This window comes from Pseudomonas sp. PVC-5-1, assembly GCF_057444345.1.
Map to the genome: position 1 here is coordinate 5,130,449 of NZ_CM172024.1, position 15,522 is coordinate 5,145,970.

Sequence of the window (15,522 nt, forward strand, 5' to 3'; positions counted from 1 at the left end):
GGCGTGTCTGGCGAGGACGAATAGGCCTACGGAATCAACAAGTTGAATTTTTTGAAATTTTTTTTGCTTGGGGGGTTTACAGCCCCCCGGACCGTCCGTATAGTGCGCACCACAACGACGGACAACCCCGAAGTTGTAGTAGAGATGAGCGGCGCCGTAAAGCATCAAGTAATCTCGAATGTGTGCCCAGGTGGCGGAATTGGTAGACGCGCTGGTTTCAGGTATCAGTGGCTTAACGGCCGTGGAAGTTCGAGTCTTCTCCTGGGCACCAAATATTTTCAAGTAACAGATGACCAAGGATCTGTTACTACTGTGTGAAAGCGAACGATAGTCGCCTTCCTCAGATGATGTAAAGCTTTGCCCAGGTGGCGGAATTGGTAGACGCGCTGGTTTCAGGTATCAGTGACTTAACGGTCGTGGAAGTTCGAGTCTTCTCCTGGGCACCATACAAAAACCCACTAGCTTGCTAGTGGGTTTTTTCTTGCCTGCGATTTTTGTATCCCTCCTCTTTCGGTCATAGGTGCAAACCTGTGCCGCCCTCTTCGCGGGCGCGCCCGCTCCCACAGAATCATCACAGGCCTTCCGGCTAGTGAAATACCTGACACCTTCAGACTGTTACACCATGGTCTGACCATGAATTTCTCGTCACCCGGCCACTTGAGAAACGATTTCGTTTACCATTGTTTCCAAATATGTAGCCGTAAGCGAGGAAGTACCCGCATGACGATCCGCCCGCAACCGCTGATGCGTACCTTGGCCGCCGCCGTGCTGAGCCTGGTCGTTGGCGCTCCGGCCGCCATGGCAGACGCACCGGTCACCCTGACCATGTACAACGGTCAGCACAAGGAAATCGGCGAGGCCATCGCCAAGGCCTACGAGGCCAAGACCGGCGTCCACATCAATATTCGCAAGGGCAGCAGCAACCAGCTGGCCAGCCAGATCATCGAGGAAGGCGAACGCTCGCCGGCCGACATCATCTACACCGAAGAGTCCCCTCCCCTGAACAACCTGGGCGAACTGGGCCTGCTGGCAAAGATCGATGACGCCACCGCGAACATGATGCCCAAGGAGTATGTAGGCGCCAACGGCACCTGGATGGGCATCACCGCCCGTACGCGCATCGTCGTCTTCAACCCGAACAAGGTCGACGAGAAAGACTTGCCGACCACAGTGATGGACTTTGCCAACCCCGAGTGGGAAGGCCGCGTCGGCTATGTGCCCACCAGCGGCGCCTTCCAGGAACAGGCCGTGGCCATCCTGAAGATGCACGGGCGAGAAGCCACCGAAGAATGGCTGACCGGCCTGAAGGCATTCGGCAAGACCTACACCAACAACATGGTCGCCCTCAAAGCCGTGGAAAAAGGCGAAGTGGCTGCGGTACTGGTGAACAACTACTACTGGTATGCGCTCGAGCGCGAGCGCGGCAAGCTGGACACCAAGCTCTACTACCTGGCCGATGGCGATGCCGGCAACCTGGTCACCATTTCCGGCGCAGCCGTGGTCAAGGCCAGCAAGCACCCGAAAGAAGCCCAGGCGCTGCTCAACTGGATGGCCAGCGAAGAAGGCCAGCGCGTGATCACCCAGACCACCGCTGAGTACCCGCTGCACAAAGGCATGGTCTCCGACCGCGGCCTGAAGCCGTTCGAAGACCTGCGCCCACCGAAGATCTCACCAGCCGACCTGGGCAATGCCGAGGAAGCGATCGAGCTTGAGCGCGAGGTCGGCCTGCTCTGATGACTGCCGCCCTGTCCGAGCCGGTGCCGGTACGCTTCGTACCACACCGCAAGCGCCCTTCCGTCTGGGTTGTATTGCCTGTGCTGTTCCTGGTAGCGATGAGCTTGCTGCCTTTGCTGTACGTTGCCATGAAAGCCTGGGAGGCCGGCTGGCGCGAAGCCTTGCACCTGCTGTGGCGGCCGTTTGTCTGGGGGCTGATGCGCAACACCCTGATGCTGATGGTCGGGGTGACGCTGACCTGCATGGTGGTCGGCCTGGCCCTGGCCTGGCTGCTGGAGCGCAGCAACCTGGCCGGCCGCCGGTTGTGGGGCGTGGTGCTGTGCCTGCCGTTCGCCGTGCCGTCGTTCGTCAGCAGCTTCACCTGGGTGTCGCTGAGCTCGGACTTCGAAGGACTGGGCGGGGCGATCATGGTCATGGCCCTGTCCAAGTACCCACTGGTGTTCCTGCCGGTGGCCGCGACCCTGCGCAACCTCGATACCTCGCTGGAGGAATCGGCACGTACGCTGGGCTGCAGCCGCTGGGGCGTATTCATCAAGGTCACCCTGCCGCTGCTGTGGCCGTCGATGCTTGGCGGCGCGCTGCTGATCGCCCTGCACATGCTGGTGGAGTTCGGCGCCTTGTCGATCCTAGGCTTGCAAACCTTCACCACGGCGATTTACCAGCAGTTCGAACTGGAGTTCAGCAATGCCAACGCGGCCATGCTGTCCGCCGTGCTGTTGGCGATGTGCCTGGTGATGCTGTGGCTTGAACTGCGGGTACGTGGCAAGGCCCGTCACGTGCGCATCGGCCAGGGTGTGGCGCGACGAGCACAACCGGTGCGGTTGCGTGGCTGGGCAGTGCTGGCGCAACTGTTCTGCGTGGGCCTGGCGGTGTTGGGCAGCGGTATTCCGCTGGCCATGCTCGGCTACTGGTTGAGCGTGGGTTCATCGGCGGCATTCCCTGTTGCGGCCATTTCCAAGGCGCTGTTCACCTCGTTGTCGGTGTCGCTGGGGGGTGCCGGTTTCTGCGTGTTGCTAGCCCTGCCAATCAGCTTCCTGGTGGTGCGCTACAAGGGCCGCCTGGCAATCTGGGCCGAGCGCCTGCCATACCTGTTGCACGCCCTGCCCGGCCTGGTGATTGCCCTGACCCTGGTGTTCTTCGCCCTGCATTACGTGCCGGCGCTGTACCAGACCACGGCACTGTTGCTGCTGGCCTATGCGCTGCTGTTCCTGCCGCTGGCGCAGTCGCCGGTGCGCACCGCACTGAACAAGGCTTCGCCGACGCTGGAGGAAGCCGCACGCACCTTGGGCGCGAGCAGCTTTGCCGCGTTTTGCCGGGTGACCTTGCCGATCATCTTCCCGGCCATGGCGGCAGCCTTTGCCCTGGTGTTCCTGGATGCCATGAAGGAACTGACAGCTACCTTGCTGCTCAGCCCGACCGGCATGACCACCCTGGCGACCGAGGTATGGGCGCATACGGCCAACGTCGAGTTCGCGGCGGCAGCGCCTTATGCGGCGTTGCTGATTGTGGTTTCGGGGTTGCCGGTATATCTGCTTACAACACGGATGTATTTGAACAAGACTTGAAAGCTTGCCCAGGCCGCCATGCGGCCTGGGCATTAAGCCACCTGGGCAACTCACTTCTTGGACATGATCCGCAAGCCCCGCAGAAACAGATTGATAATGTCTAGATACAGCGATGCAGCGCTGTCTATTGCATTATCCACGGTACGCTCAATCTGGTTCGCACGCCCCCAATCAACCCCGATATAGCCACAGAAGATCACTGCTGTGATCCAATCCATTACTGCCAGATTGACGCCGAATAGCCAAACCTGCACCAACTCAATGAAAATCGCAACTATCAAAGCTATGAACAATGACGCCTCGATGCGCTTGAAGAAGCGGGGAAACGCGGTACCCAGCAACATCATGGCCACGGTTAGCAAGGCAGTAGTTTGTACTGCCTTCACGATGGTTTGATGAGAATAGTTCGGGAGCACAACGACAAGCAACAAGCCGATCGGAATCACGATCAGATTGTAGCCGAGGAAGCTGTAAAGCGGTTTTTCTGACTTGAAGATAATGGCGACCCCCGCCATCGCCATGATCATGTAGCCAACCAAGAACAGCATCATGGGGACGGCCCGAACAATCTCGGCTGGCACGATGATTACCAGGTACCAGTTGACGGAAAAGCCCCATACCAGTACTGCGCCAAGGATGAAGTTATAGGTGTTCGCCGAAATTTGATGATTGGTTCCGAGTCGGTTGAACGTTTCGTTCTCCAGCATGTCTGTTACGCTCCCTGGATCTATTGGATCTATGCTTGTAAATACTGTCCGCAATTACGTGTGCTCAACGCCACCTGGCTAAGCAACTGCTGTTTCGCGGCGGCGGCGACTTATGCGGCGTTGTTGATCGTGGCATCGGGTTACCGGTGTATTTGCTGACTTTACGGATGTATTTGAATAAGGCGGAGAACGGGTCCAGGCTGATAAGCAGCTTGGATTTCCGAAAAGGCGTACGCAGACTAGGAGTCACCCAAGCTATTTGGGACTCCCCCCCCAAAATCAACACTGCCGAATGCGATCAAAGAAATTACCGCTACCCCCCAAGTTATCACAAGCACACACCGCATCCGACAAGGAAACTCCTTTACTTGTTGCAGATCCGCGAGACCTCGCCTGGCAAATGCGCGAGGAATTATCAGTAAAGTTGAAACTGTACAAATCCTCATCACTTTTCCTAACAAACCTGCCAGCAAATAGACCGCTCTGTTCCCCTGCACGAATTGACTTTTTGACAGCAACGATTCAATCCGATCTATATAGCGAATCGCTATATAGATCAACACAGAAAAAGCCACGACTAATACTACAAAAAGGAAAAGTGCGAGCATGTTTACTCCCCTCTGCAACGCTCGGGCATTGTCGTCTGACGGTTGCGCCTGAAAAGCTCATGGCGGATTAACGCTGTCGCCTCGAGGCCCGGTTGACACTAGCCAGTTCCCTGTGCCAAGCCACGCAATAGCACGCACCCACCAAAGCAAAATTTGGGAAATTGCCTACAACATCGGGTAAAAATCATGAAGACCATGATCGCTAGGTGCGCACCGCGCTGAACAAGGTTTCGCCGACGCTGGAAGAAGCTGCGCGCAGCGCTGAGTGCGTGTCGCGCGAATTGCGCTGATTCTATTATTCAGCGCAGGAGCACCTACCCAGATAAAATTCAATAGCCGATCAATTTCAACCAACTCCAAAGACCAATGAGCGACAAAAAAATAGCGACATTAACAAACCACAAGCCAACAAGCATACGGCGCAAACCACCAGGAAATCTCTTTACATCCTGAAGATCCAGAAGTCCTTTCCGAATGCAAATTGCCCTCATCGACAACATCACGGACGCCGAGCCTGTGCGCATCACTTTACCGAGCAAACCAGCGTGACCAAAAATCTTTTTATTACCAGAAACCATCGAGATATTAGAAAGCAATGATTCTATTCGACTCACATATCTAACTGAAACATAAACCCATATAAATATTACCATGAACATAGCCACCATCAAAGGAAGGCCTAGCCACCTGGCATCGAAACCAATCATTGCGTCACCTCATATAACATCTCACCAAATATCTCACCGATATCACCTACGACCGAACTGCCTGCCGCGCCACCAACAGCGCCTCCAATCACAAATCGGCTTTTTATCTCCTTATCAAACGCTCAACTTAACCCCAACACCAATTGAGTTCATAACAGTAACCACTAGTAAGATAAAGCGACAGCAGGTTGACATAAGCACTACGTTACCGACCCAACAAATCAACTACACGAAATCTGCCAAACTTAGACCCGGCAAATTCTGACCCAACAATAGAACACTATAAGAACACCAAACACTGACACATGAACCAGCCAAAGCCCCACCAACGCACGCTTGATACGAACGGGGAACGCCAACACTTCCGAAGAGCTTACCAAACCTCTACGCGCATATAACGCAGCCATAGACAACATTAGCGCAACAGAACCAACGCGCATAACTTTGCCAAGCAAGCCAGCACTGGAATACATTTTTTTATTCCCCAACACAAAGGAGCTTTCAGAAAAAAAAGATTCAATGTATTCAGCGTACCGCCAGGCGATATAAAGCCAAGCAAGCATAGTAGAAATTACGATTGTGAACAAAAATAGCCAAATTGCTGCCTCTTGATTATCCGTCATCGTGTATTCTCATACAAAATTGTCCCAACCCTTTCCCCTGCCATACTTCCAATCTCTCCGCCCACTACTCCTCCCGCCGCACCACCTACAACGACGCATGCCAATGCCCCGGTCCCACCTGTTGGAATACCGAGAACAACAGCACATACTGTAGTCCCTATAAATGCGCCAACAGTACCACCGTACCCACTTACAACCACACTACCCACCAAGGCGCTTCCCTCAACATATTTCACTCTACGACAATCATCCTCACGCCCAATTACACAAGCCCTATGTATTTCCAAACCTGCCGATGCAACGTCCAGCGCGGTTCCTATGTATGCACCTCGCTTTATCAGGTTTGCTGCTCGCGCGACACCGGTTACTTTTTCCGCATACCTCGAAATTTCCCCTGTCCGAAGGTAGCTCTTAGTGGAAATTTCTAACATTTTCTTTATAGAACTCTGATTTTTAAGCCCTGCGCCATAGGCAGTCACTTTATCGAGTTGCTCCTCAAGCTTCGTGAATAGTGCTGTGCGCCTAGCATAAAACTGGTCGCGCGCATTCAACGCCCCACTTCCCATATATGTGCGATGTAGTTTCTCAATCTCTTCTAGCGTCCCTTTGATGGAACTCAAACTCCTGCTCCAGGCATCGCTAGCCGCGCCAACCCCCATAGAGGCATGAGCTAACACACTCTTAAGCATCTCGAAATTATCCAAGAAAAATCCGTCAACACCTCCGCCGTTGATTTCGATGTCATGGTGTATTCCAACCGCCTTACCCATGAGAAAAGCTTCATGACTGGTGCAGGAGGGGGTGCTTGGATCACCCACGATCACGAGTTCGCCAGGGATAACGACGCTATTGGCAATATGCGCATTCAACACATCAAACTTGGCCCGCTGATTGGCCGACATCGGCGTGCCGGCCTTCAACGACTCATAGGATTGTGCCTGGGGATTGATGAAGCTACGTGCCTCGGACATAGTCGCACCTCACGCATATTTCTTGTTGCTGATGCGATCCCAGCCGCCGGTCACGTTACCGCCCGCGCTACCATCGAGGCGCTTCTGCCGCGTGTAGGTGGTCTTGATGCGGCCATAGTTGAGCTGCACTACTTCCACCGGCACGCCAGCATTGGCGCTTTGGGCGTAGTCGGCGATGATCACTTCTTCGAGAACGACTTCGTAGTACTTGAGCTTTTCGGTACCGGCCCGGCACACCACCAGCTTCACTTCCTTCAGGTGCTGGCCGGCACAGCTGGCTTCGAGCAGCTTGCAGCTGGCGCTGTCCAGGTACTTGGTGAAGGTGAAGTTGGTGAGCGTGGTACGCCCGGAAGATGCGCCACCTGCAGAGCTTGCGGTGGCAGAAGTGCTCTGGTTGGCACCGAACTTGTAGCCGATGATTTCGATCCAGTTGGCGTACTGCTCGTCCAGTGCCTCACCAGCGATTTCGTTGATTTGAATATAAGCATCGAAAGCCATGCTTACCTCTCCCTGGTAATGTTTGGGCTGATAACGACAACGCTCTGATATTGTCGTCTTGCGGTTGTGCCTGAAAAGCTCACGGCGGTTTAGCGCTGTCGCCTCGAGGCCCGGTTGACACTAGTTCCCGGTGCCAAGCCACGCAATAGCACGCGCTCACCAAGGCAAACTTTGGGAAGTTACCTACAACATCAGGTAAAAATTCTGATTTATCAGGTAAGAATCTGCTGCTTATCGACGCTCGAAACGATGGCCCTGCAAGTTGCTCAGCATCCGCCGCACGATCACGCCATGAACCCATCCAACCGGTACCATGTACAAACGCCCAAAGGTGTTGAAGCACTTCACCGAGGTGGTCACGTTCAACTGCGGGAAGCCGCACTCCCCTGTCGACACATCCATGCAGACCATGACGGCCAAGTGCGTATCGCGCGAGGTCAGCACCAGTTGCTGGTCGCTGATGGCCTCGACAGTGAAGAAGTCCAGACCCTCGCCGACGGCTGGTACATGCTCTGGATCGCGGCGAGTGAAGCCGTGGATATCGGCGACATTGAAACGACGTGAGATGTAGTCGCGAATTTGAAAAGCCAAGGCCAGCCAGCCGGGGACGTCCGAGGTCATGGCGCAGTAGGCTTGCAGGGCGGTCAGCGGTACCGTCAGCTGCACGCTGTCAGTGTGGAGAAAATCAAGGCATGCCTTGGCGGCGACCAGTTGGGCGGACATGAGCAACTCCCTTTGTCATGTGTCGCCGACAGCTTAGCAACATGACTCGCTGTAGGAGCGGCCTTGTGTCGCGAAAGGGCTGCGCAGCGGCCCCGGCATTTTCAGCGTTCAAGCAGATATCCCGGGGCTGCTGCGCAGCCCTTTCGCGACACAAGGCCGCTCCTACAGGGACCGCATCAAGCTCTGAATTGCCCCAGGCTGGCACGCAGCTGTGCCGCCAGGTCATCCAGCACCTTGCTACTGGCCGTTGTCTGCATCACCACCTCGGCCGAGCGTTCGGCCTGGGCGTGTATGGTTTCTACCCGTCCACGCACTGCCTGCGCCCCGCTCGCCTGCTGCTCGGCCGCTCGGGTGGCCAGACCGATGGCTGCATGCACCTGCTCCACCGCCGCCTGCACCGACTGCTGACGGCGCTCGTTGTCACGCAGCACCAGCAGCCCTTCGCTGGCCTTGAGCCCGGCCTGGCTGATAGTTGCCACGGCTTCCTTGGCGCCCTTCTGCAGCGCGGCGATGTGCGCCTGGATATCCCCAGTGGAGCTTTGCGTCTTGCTCGCCAGCGCCCGCACTTCGTCGGCCACTACGGCAAACCCGCGCCCGGTTTCGCCGGCTCGCGCAGCTTCGATGGCGGCGTTCAGGGCCAGCAGGTTGGTCTGCTCGGCAATGCCGTGGATCACCGTCAGCACCACTTCGATCTGCTCACTCTGCTTGGCCAAACGCTCGATCACCTGGGAACCCGCCTCCACCTGGCCCGCCAGGTTTTCGATCAAGCCTGCCAGCTGGGTCGAGGTGCGGCTATTCTCGTCGGTGGCCTGACGGATATCCACCACCTGCTGCAGGGCCGCCTGCATCGCATGGCTTTCAGCCTGGGCTTCGTCGGCCATGCTCGACAGGTCGCGCAGACTGGCCGCCACTTCATCGCGCTGCAACGCGGCGGCGGCATCGGCTCCGGCGTTGCGCTGGGCCATCGCACCAATTTCCACACCGGTGCGCTGCGCCACTTCACCCGCCTCGCGCACGATAGGCTGCAACTTGTCGACGAAGCGGTTGACCGCCGACGCCATGTCGCCGATCTCGTCGCGGCTGTCGAGGGGCACGCGCTTGGTCAGGTCGCCTTCGCCAGCCGCCAGGTCGTCGAGGGCAGCAATCAACAGGCGTAGCTTGCTCAGCACCCGGCGGCCAAGAACAACAGCCACCACCACCAGCACGCCAAGGCCGACCAGCACCAGGCCCAGGCCGATGCGCCAACGCAGCTCGGCGGCAGCATCGCGCACGGTCTGTGCGGTGTTGGCCTGCATGGCGGCGGCACTGCCCTGCGCCTTCTCCAGGCGCTCGCGCAGGGTCTTGCCACTGTCGGCGGCGGCACCGACCAGGCTGTCGCCGACCAATTGCTCGCCGCTGGCGATCAGGGCCGCGAAGCGTTGATCGAGGGCCTTGAGCTCCTGGTCGATGCCAGCCGTGGAAACTCCCATCACCACCTTGCCGATTTCTGCACCGTTGGGGTTGATCGAGGCTTCGACGAAGTACACCGCCGGGTCGCGCCGGGCCGCATCGATCACCTTGTCCAGGGCGCGTTCGCCCTGGCCCTTCTCCATCAACGCTTGGTTGATCGGGTTTTGCCGGTTCAGGTAGCGGGTCAGGTGCTGGCCTTGGGCATCGTCATAGATCACGAACAACACGTTGGGGTTGCGCTGGGCACGTCGGGCGAAGTCGGATAGCACCGGCACGTCGTTGTCCCAGATCGCCCGCGGGGCGACCGAAGCCAGAAGCTCGGCCATGTCGTTGGCGGAGTCCTTGAGGTTTTTCTCCAACGTAGTGCGCAATTGCTGCTGTTCGCTTTGCAGGCGCGCCGACAGCCCTGCGCTCAGGCGCTGGCGGGTGCTGCTGGACAGGCCATCGAGGCCCGAGCGCACATCTTGCCCGGCTTGCTCCAGTTCGCTGGCGAGCTGGCGGCTGTCATTGCCCAGGCGTTCGCCAAGGTCGGCTTCCAGGGCGGTGACCGTGCTTCGGGTAAGCGCAACGGCGACCAGCACCTGCACCAAAAGAGCGATACCAAGGGCAACAAACACAGGCCGCAAAAGGCGGCTTCGTAACAGTGAGAGGATGGCAGACACGGTGAACCCTCGTGTTTTCTGGCGCCACTATTCTGATGGCATCTACAGAAACTTCTTACAGCAAGGGTTGTGCCGGAGGCAGCAGGGATAAATGCCAAGGTTCAGCAGTGTGCTTGCCTGCACCGGCCCTATCGCCGGCAAGCCAGCTCCCACAGGTTCACCACAAGTCTTGGGGGTTGCGAGGTCCCTGTGGGAGCCGGCTTGCCGGCGATAGGGCCAGTACAGGCATACCCCACAAATGAAAACGCCGCAGCCCCTTTCAGGGCCACGGCGTCAGATCAGCCTGGAAGGCAGATCAGGCGAACGGATGACGCAGCACGATGGTCTCGTTGCGGTCCGGGCCGGTGGAGATGATGTCGATCGGCGCGCCGATCAGCTCTTCGATGCGCTTGATATAGGCGCGAGCGTTAGCCGGCAGTTCTTCCAGGGTTTTCACGCCCAGGGTCGATTCGCTCCAGCCTGGCATCTCTTCGTACACCGGCTCCAGGCCGATGTAGCTGTCGGCATCGGAAGGCGCGTCGATGACGGCACCGTTCTCGTTCTTGTAGCCAACGCAGATGTTGATGGTTTCCAGGCCATCCAGTACGTCCAGCTTGGTCAGACAGATGCCCGAGATGCTGTTGACGTCGATGGCGCGACGCAGGATCACGGCATCGAACCAGCCGCAACGGCGCGCACGGCCGGTGGTGGAGCCGAACTCATGGCCACGCTTGGCCAGGGTAGCGCCAGTCTCGTCGAACAGTTCGGTCGGGAACGGACCGGAACCTACGCGAGTGGTGTAGGCCTTGGTGATACCCAGGATGTAGTCCAAGTACATCGGGCCAACGCCAGAACCGGTGGAGATACCGCCAGCGGTGGTGTTGGAGCTGGTGACGTACGGGTAGGTACCGTGGTCGATGTCCAGCAGCGAGCCCTGGGCGCCTTCGAACATGATGTCCTTGCCGGCACGACGCAGGTTATGCAGCTCGGCGGTAACGTCGAGCATCATCGGCTTGAGCTGTTCGGCATAGGCCATGCACTCGTCCAGGGTCTGCTGGAAGTCGATGGCCGGCTCTTTGTAGTAGTTCACCAGCTGGAAGTTGTGGTAGTCCAGCAGCTCACCCAGCTTGGCGGCGAAACGCTCGCGGTGGAACAGGTCGCCCACGCGCAGGCCGCGACGTGCGACCTTGTCTTCGTAGGCTGGGCCGATACCGCGGCCGGTGGTACCGATCTTGGCTTCGCCGCGGGCTTTTTCGCGGGCCTGGTCCAGGGCAACGTGGTACGACAGGATCAGCGGCGCAGCCGGGCTGATGCGCAGACGCTCGCGCACCGGCACGCCCTTCTCTTCCAGCTTGGTGATTTCACGCATCAGGGCATCCGGGGCAACGACCACGCCGTTGCCGATCAGGCACTGTACGCCTTCACGCAGGATACCGGACGGAATCAGGTGCAGAACGGTCTTTTCACCGTTGATCACCAGGGTGTGACCCGCGTTGTGGCCACCCTGGTAGCGCACTACGGCGGCAGCATGTTCGGTCAGCAGATCGACGATCTTGCCTTTGCCCTCATCACCCCACTGGGTGCCCAGGACGACGACATTCTTACCCATTACATTGGTCCTCATTCACGCAAACTTGGTTGCCGGCCTACTGCCGGCGCAGAAACTCACTGGGCCAGCGGCAGAACCTGCCAGCGCCCGTCTTGCTGAATCAATTGCCGATCACAATCCGCCTCGAGAGCAGCACTCAACGGCTGGCCAGGCAGGGCCTGGACCACACGCTGGCCCTCGTTGCGCAACTGGCAGACTTGCTGCCAGAGGGCCGCGTCGCCACTGTCCGGCATCCAGATGCCGCCAGTTGGCAATACGACCTCCGCTCGCCCCAGTGTGACCAGGGTCTTCAAATCCGTGGAGAAACCGGTGGCCGGGCGGGCCCGGCCGAAATCGGCGCCGATGTCGTCATAGCGCCCGCCCTGGGCGATCGATTGGCCTTCGCCCGGCACGAACACGGCGAACACCACGCCTGTGTGATAGTGGTAACCGCGCAGCTCGCCGAGGTCGAAGTACAGCGGCAGGTCCGGGAAGCGCGACGCCAGGCGATCGGCGATCGCCAGCAGGTCGTCCAGCGCCGCCAGCACGCTGGCCGGGGCTCGGCCCAGGCGCACGCGGGCTTCGGCCAGCACTTCGCGGCCACCGCACAGTTCCACCAGCGCGCGCAGCATGTTGCCCAGGTCCTTCGGCAGGTCGGCGGTCAGCACCTGAACCTCATCCACGGCCTTGCGCTGCAGGGCGTCGAACAGCTGCTGCTCGACCGCGCCGGACAGGCCGGCAGCACGGGCCAGGCCGCGGTAGATACCGACGTGGCCCAGGTCCATGTGCACATCTGGCACATCGGTCAGCTGCAGCGTGGCGAGCATCAGGCTGATGACTTCGACATCGCTGGTGGGGCTGGCGTCGCCGTACAGTTCGGCACCCAGCTGGATCGGGCTGCGCGAGGTGGACAGGGCACGCGGCTGGGCGTGCAGCACGCTGCCGGCATAGCACAGGCGGCTCGGGCCTTCACGGCGCAGGGTGTGGGCGTCAATGCGCGCCACCTGCGGGGTGAAGTCGGCGCGGAAGCCCATCAGGCGACCGGACTGCGGGTCTACTACCTTGAAGGTGCGCTGATCCAGGTCCTGGCCGGCGCCGGTGAGCAGCGACTCCAGGTACTCGATATGCGGGGTGACGACCAGCTCGTAGCCCCAACTCTGGAACAGGTCCAACACCTGGCGGCGCGCGATCTCGATGCGCGCGGCCTCAGGTGGCAGTACTTCCTCGATGCCATCTGGCAGCAGCCAGCGGTCTACCGTTGCCATTACGCCATTTCCCCTCTGGTCCGGGCGGCTTGCCAGCAGGCGAGCCGTCAGTAAAGCCGGTATCGCGCACAGCAGCGGGCAGCACTGATCCCAGCGCAGCCACCGTACCCGACACCCTCGAATTGCCTTGCGACCTGACCAATCCGCCAACTGGCGGTTTGCCAATCAACCTTGCAGACGCAAAAAAGCCGGGAAATTTCCCGGCTGCCTCATCATACACCCCTTTTCATTCAGGATGCACCCCGCCTGGCGTTTTAGCTGCCAGGCGGGGCGCCGTCGCATGAAAATCAGGGCCTGAGCATCACGGCCTGCTCTTGTCCAGGAAGCGGAAGAACTCGTTCTTCGGGTCCAGGACCAGCACGTCGCTCTTGCTCGAGAAGCTCTCGCGGTACGCCTGCAGACTACGGTAGAACGCATAGAAATCAGCGTCCTGGGTGTAGGCCTTGGCGTAGATGGCGGCCGCCTGGGCGTCGCCGTCACCGCGGGTTTCCTCTGCTTCGCGATAGGCCTCAGCCAGCAGTACGCGGCGCTGACGATCGGCATCGGCACGGATACCTTCAGCCAACTCGTTACCCTTGGCGCGGTGCTCGCGGGCTTCACGTTCACGCTCGGTGCTCATGCGGTCGAACACGCTGCGGTTGACTTCCTTCGGCAGGTCGATGGCCTTGACGCGCACGTCGACCACCTCGATACCCAGCTCCTTGGCGGCCATGCGGTTCAGCGAAGCAGTGATGTCAGCCATCAGCGCGTCACGTTCACCGGAAACCACTTCATGCAGGGTACGTTTACCGAACTGGTCACGCAGGCCGCTTTCCAGACGACGCGACAGACGCTCGTCGGCGATCTGTTTCATGCCGGATGTGGCGGTGTAGAAACGTTCGGCGTCCTTGACGCGCCACTTGGCGTAGGCGTCGACCATTACCGCTTTCTTCTCCAGAGTCAGGAACCGCTGGGTCGGGGCGTCGAGGGTCATCAGGCGGGCGTCGAACTTGCGCACCTGGTTCACGTACGGAATCTTCACGTGCATGCCCGGCTGTACATCCGCCTGGACTACCTTACCGAAGCGCAGCAATACCGCACGCTCGGTCTGGGACACGATGTAGAAGCTGTTCCAGGCCACGATGGCCAGGACCACGGCGGCGATCAGGGCGATCAGCGATCTGTTGCTCATCAGCGGCTCTCCCTAGTACGCAGCGGCTGCTGTTGCTGTTGCAGGTCCTGCGCCGCACGGGCGGCCGCATCGTTGACCGATGGCGACACGCTGGTGGTCGGCGCGGACGGGTTGCGGCTGCCTTCGACCATCTTGTCCAGCGGCAGGTAGAGCAGGTTGTTCTGCCCGTCCTTGGTTGCCACCATGACCTTGCTCGAATTGCTGTAGACCTCTTGCATGGTCTCCAGATACAGGCGCTGACGGGTCACGTCAGGTGCCTTGCGGTACTCGGCGACCAGCTTGGTGAAGCGATCGGCCTCACCCTTGGCGCGGGCAATGACTTCGTCGCGGTAACCGTTGGCGTCCTCGATGATGCGCTGTGCCTGACCACGGGCTTCCGGTACCACGCCGTTGGCGTAGGACTCGGCCTGGTTGCGGGCACGCTGCTCGTCTTCACGGGCACGGATCACATCGTCGAAGGCTTCCTGCACTTCACGCGGTGCAGCCGCGCTCTGTACGTTGACCTGGGTGACAGTGATACCGGTACGGTAGGTGTCGAGGAAACGCTGCAGGCGCTCGCGGATATCCACGGCCATCTGCTCACGACCTTCGGTCAGCACCTGGTCCATCGAGGTGGAGCCCACCACATGGCGCAGGGCACTCTCGGTCGCGTGCTGCAGGCTGACCTCAGGCTGGTCGACGTTGAGCACGAAGTCCTGCAGGTTGCTGATCTTGTACTGGACGGTCAGCGGTACCTCGACGATGTTCTCGTCTTCGGTCAGCATCTGGCCCTGCTTGGTATAGGCACGCTCGCGCGTGACGTTCTCCATGTACTTGCGATCGATCGGCGGGAAGTAGATGTTCAGGCCGGGGCCGACCGTCTCATAGTACTTGCCGAAGCGCAGCACCACGGCCTGCTCCTGCTCGTCGACCACGTACACGGCGCTGTACAGCCAGATAGCAGCCAGCACCGCCAGGCCGATGCCCAGCAGGCCCAGGCCACCGCCCTTGCCGACATTGCGGCCACCGCCGCCACGTTTTTTGCCACTGCCGAACATGCCGTTCAGGCTGTCCTGCAATTTGCGGAAGGCCTCGTCCAGGTCCGGTGGACCTTTCTTGTCACCACCGCCGCCACCGCCATTCCGGCGACCGCCCCAGGGATCCTGATTGTTCGAGTTGCCACCCGGCTCGTTCCAAGCCATAGCGCTCTCCATCTGATAAAGCAAAGACGCGCCCACGGCGCGCCGTCCAATGCTACAGAATGCCTGTCACTGCTGCCCGGCGACCTCGACG

General features: G+C 59.3%; 13 protein-coding genes, 2 tRNA genes and 1 pseudogene. 4 read left to right on the plus strand and 12 right to left on the minus strand.

The annotated features are described in order from the left end of the window. The first annotated feature begins 184 nt into the window (after positions 1 to 184). The 4 genes from AC2T3R_RS23490 to AC2T3R_RS23505 all read left to right on the plus strand — a co-directional run bounded on the left by AC2T3R_RS23490 (position 185) and on the right by AC2T3R_RS23505 (position 3,299). Positions 185 to 271, plus strand: a tRNA-Leu gene (locus AC2T3R_RS23490). 88 nt (positions 272 to 359) lie between these two features. Next, a tRNA-Leu gene (locus AC2T3R_RS23495) sits at positions 360 to 446 on the plus strand. A gap of 274 nt (positions 447 to 720) precedes the next feature. Further along, positions 721 to 1,734: an extracellular solute-binding protein gene (locus AC2T3R_RS23500; RefSeq protein ID WP_367245432.1), complete on the plus strand. Its 1,014-nt coding sequence runs from the start codon at positions 721 to 723 to the stop codon at positions 1,732 to 1,734. Then, on the plus strand, positions 1,734 to 3,299 hold the full coding sequence (locus AC2T3R_RS23505; RefSeq protein WP_486744335.1) for an ABC transporter permease: 1,566 nt from the start codon (positions 1,734 to 1,736) through the stop codon (positions 3,297 to 3,299). The genes AC2T3R_RS23500 and AC2T3R_RS23505 overlap by 1 nt, the downstream gene beginning before the upstream one ends. 50 nt (positions 3,300 to 3,349) lie before the next feature. On the opposite strand, the gene AC2T3R_RS23510 is transcribed toward AC2T3R_RS23505, so the two are convergent. The 12 genes and pseudogenes from AC2T3R_RS23510 to hflK all read right to left on the minus strand — a co-directional run bounded on the left by AC2T3R_RS23510 (position 3,350) and on the right by hflK (position 15,431). Then, on the minus strand, positions 3,350 to 4,006 hold the full coding sequence (locus AC2T3R_RS23510) for a Bax inhibitor-1 family protein (protein WP_367245434.1): 657 nt from the start codon (positions 4,004 to 4,006) through the stop codon (positions 3,350 to 3,352). 937 nt (positions 4,007 to 4,943) lie between these two features. Then, positions 4,944 to 5,321 carry a hypothetical protein gene (locus AC2T3R_RS23515; RefSeq protein ID WP_486744337.1) on the minus strand — a complete coding sequence of 126 codons (378 nt, stop codon included), beginning with the start codon at positions 5,319 to 5,321 and terminating at the stop codon, positions 4,944 to 4,946. A gap of 245 nt (positions 5,322 to 5,566) precedes the next feature. Continuing rightward, on the minus strand, positions 5,567 to 5,944 hold the full coding sequence (locus AC2T3R_RS23520) for a hypothetical protein (RefSeq protein WP_367245436.1): 378 nt from the start codon (positions 5,942 to 5,944) through the stop codon (positions 5,567 to 5,569). Beyond that, positions 5,941 to 6,915, minus strand: a complete 975-nt coding sequence (locus tag AC2T3R_RS23525) for a hypothetical protein (RefSeq protein WP_367245437.1) — start codon at positions 6,913 to 6,915, stop codon at positions 5,941 to 5,943. The genes AC2T3R_RS23520 and AC2T3R_RS23525 overlap by 4 nt, the downstream gene beginning before the upstream one ends. 9 nt (positions 6,916 to 6,924) lie before the next feature. Beyond that, positions 6,925 to 7,413, minus strand: coding sequence for an Hcp family type VI secretion system effector (locus tag AC2T3R_RS23530; RefSeq protein ID WP_367245438.1), 489 nt, complete (start codon positions 7,411 to 7,413; stop codon positions 6,925 to 6,927). A gap of 231 nt (positions 7,414 to 7,644) precedes the next feature. Further along, complete coding sequence (locus AC2T3R_RS23535) at positions 7,645 to 8,136, minus strand: DUF2867 domain-containing protein (RefSeq protein ID WP_015272002.1); 492 nt, start codon at positions 8,134 to 8,136, stop codon at positions 7,645 to 7,647. Between the two features lie 176 nt (positions 8,137 to 8,312). Next, the gene (locus AC2T3R_RS23540) at positions 8,313 to 9,197 is read right to left on the minus strand and encodes a methyl-accepting chemotaxis protein (protein WP_371034222.1); all 885 of its coding nucleotides are present in this window, start codon (positions 9,195 to 9,197) and stop codon (positions 8,313 to 8,315) included. A 21-nt stretch (positions 9,198 to 9,218) separates the two neighbouring features. Next, positions 9,219 to 9,911 (minus strand): annotated as a pseudogene (locus AC2T3R_RS23545) (methyl-accepting chemotaxis protein); the annotation flags it as partial. A 631-nt stretch (positions 9,912 to 10,542) separates the two neighbouring features. Next, complete coding sequence (locus AC2T3R_RS23550) at positions 10,543 to 11,835, minus strand: adenylosuccinate synthase (protein ID WP_013974430.1); 1,293 nt, start codon at positions 11,833 to 11,835, stop codon at positions 10,543 to 10,545. 56 nt (positions 11,836 to 11,891) lie between these two features. Next, positions 11,892 to 13,079, minus strand: a complete 1,188-nt coding sequence (locus AC2T3R_RS23555; protein WP_013974431.1) for an ATP phosphoribosyltransferase regulatory subunit — start codon at positions 13,077 to 13,079, stop codon at positions 11,892 to 11,894. Positions 13,080 to 13,380: 301 nt separating this feature from the next. Beyond that, positions 13,381 to 14,250: a protease modulator HflC gene (gene hflC, locus AC2T3R_RS23560; RefSeq protein ID WP_013974432.1), complete on the minus strand. Its 870-nt coding sequence runs from the start codon at positions 14,248 to 14,250 to the stop codon at positions 13,381 to 13,383. Next, a complete protein-coding gene (gene hflK, locus AC2T3R_RS23565; protein ID WP_024087812.1) occupies positions 14,250 to 15,431 on the minus strand; it encodes an FtsH protease activity modulator HflK in 1,182 nt (393 codons plus the stop codon). Before hflK ends, hflC begins: the two co-directional genes overlap by 1 nt. Positions 15,432 to 15,522: the final 91 nt, after the last annotated feature.

Excerpts from the sequence above, each read along its gene's own strand:
- AC2T3R_RS23535 (WP_015272002.1), bottom strand. The coding sequence starts at position 8,136 with ATGTCCGCCCAACTGGTCGCCGCCAAGGCATGCCTTGATTTTCTCCAC.
- AC2T3R_RS23550 (WP_013974430.1), bottom strand. The coding sequence starts at position 11,835 with ATGGGTAAGAATGTCGTCGTCCTGGGCACCCAGTGGGGTGATGAGGGC.
- AC2T3R_RS23500 (WP_367245432.1), top strand. The coding sequence starts at position 721 with ATGACGATCCGCCCGCAACCGCTGATGCGTACCTTGGCCGCCGCCGTG.
- AC2T3R_RS23510 (WP_367245434.1), bottom strand. The coding sequence starts at position 4,006 with ATGCTGGAGAACGAAACGTTCAACCGACTCGGAACCAATCATCAAATT.
- AC2T3R_RS23515 (WP_486744337.1), bottom strand. The coding sequence starts at position 5,321 with ATGATTGGTTTCGATGCCAGGTGGCTAGGCCTTCCTTTGATGGTGGCT.
- AC2T3R_RS23540 (WP_371034222.1), bottom strand. The coding sequence starts at position 9,197 with ATGGCGTCGGCGGTCAACCGCTTCGTCGACAAGTTGCAGCCTATCGTG.
- AC2T3R_RS23525 (WP_367245437.1), bottom strand. The coding sequence starts at position 6,915 with ATGTCCGAGGCACGTAGCTTCATCAATCCCCAGGCACAATCCTATGAG.
- AC2T3R_RS23520 (WP_367245436.1), bottom strand. The coding sequence starts at position 5,944 with ATGACGGATAATCAAGAGGCAGCAATTTGGCTATTTTTGTTCACAATC.
- AC2T3R_RS23505 (WP_486744335.1), top strand. The coding sequence starts at position 1,734 with ATGACTGCCGCCCTGTCCGAGCCGGTGCCGGTACGCTTCGTACCACAC.
- hflK (WP_024087812.1), bottom strand. The coding sequence starts at position 15,431 with ATGGCTTGGAACGAGCCGGGTGGCAACTCGAACAATCAGGATCCCTGG.
- AC2T3R_RS23555 (WP_013974431.1), bottom strand. The coding sequence starts at position 13,079 with ATGGCAACGGTAGACCGCTGGCTGCTGCCAGATGGCATCGAGGAAGTA.
- hflC (WP_013974432.1), bottom strand. The coding sequence starts at position 14,250 with ATGAGCAACAGATCGCTGATCGCCCTGATCGCCGCCGTGGTCCTGGCC.
- AC2T3R_RS23530 (WP_367245438.1), bottom strand. The coding sequence starts at position 7,413 with ATGGCTTTCGATGCTTATATTCAAATCAACGAAATCGCTGGTGAGGCA.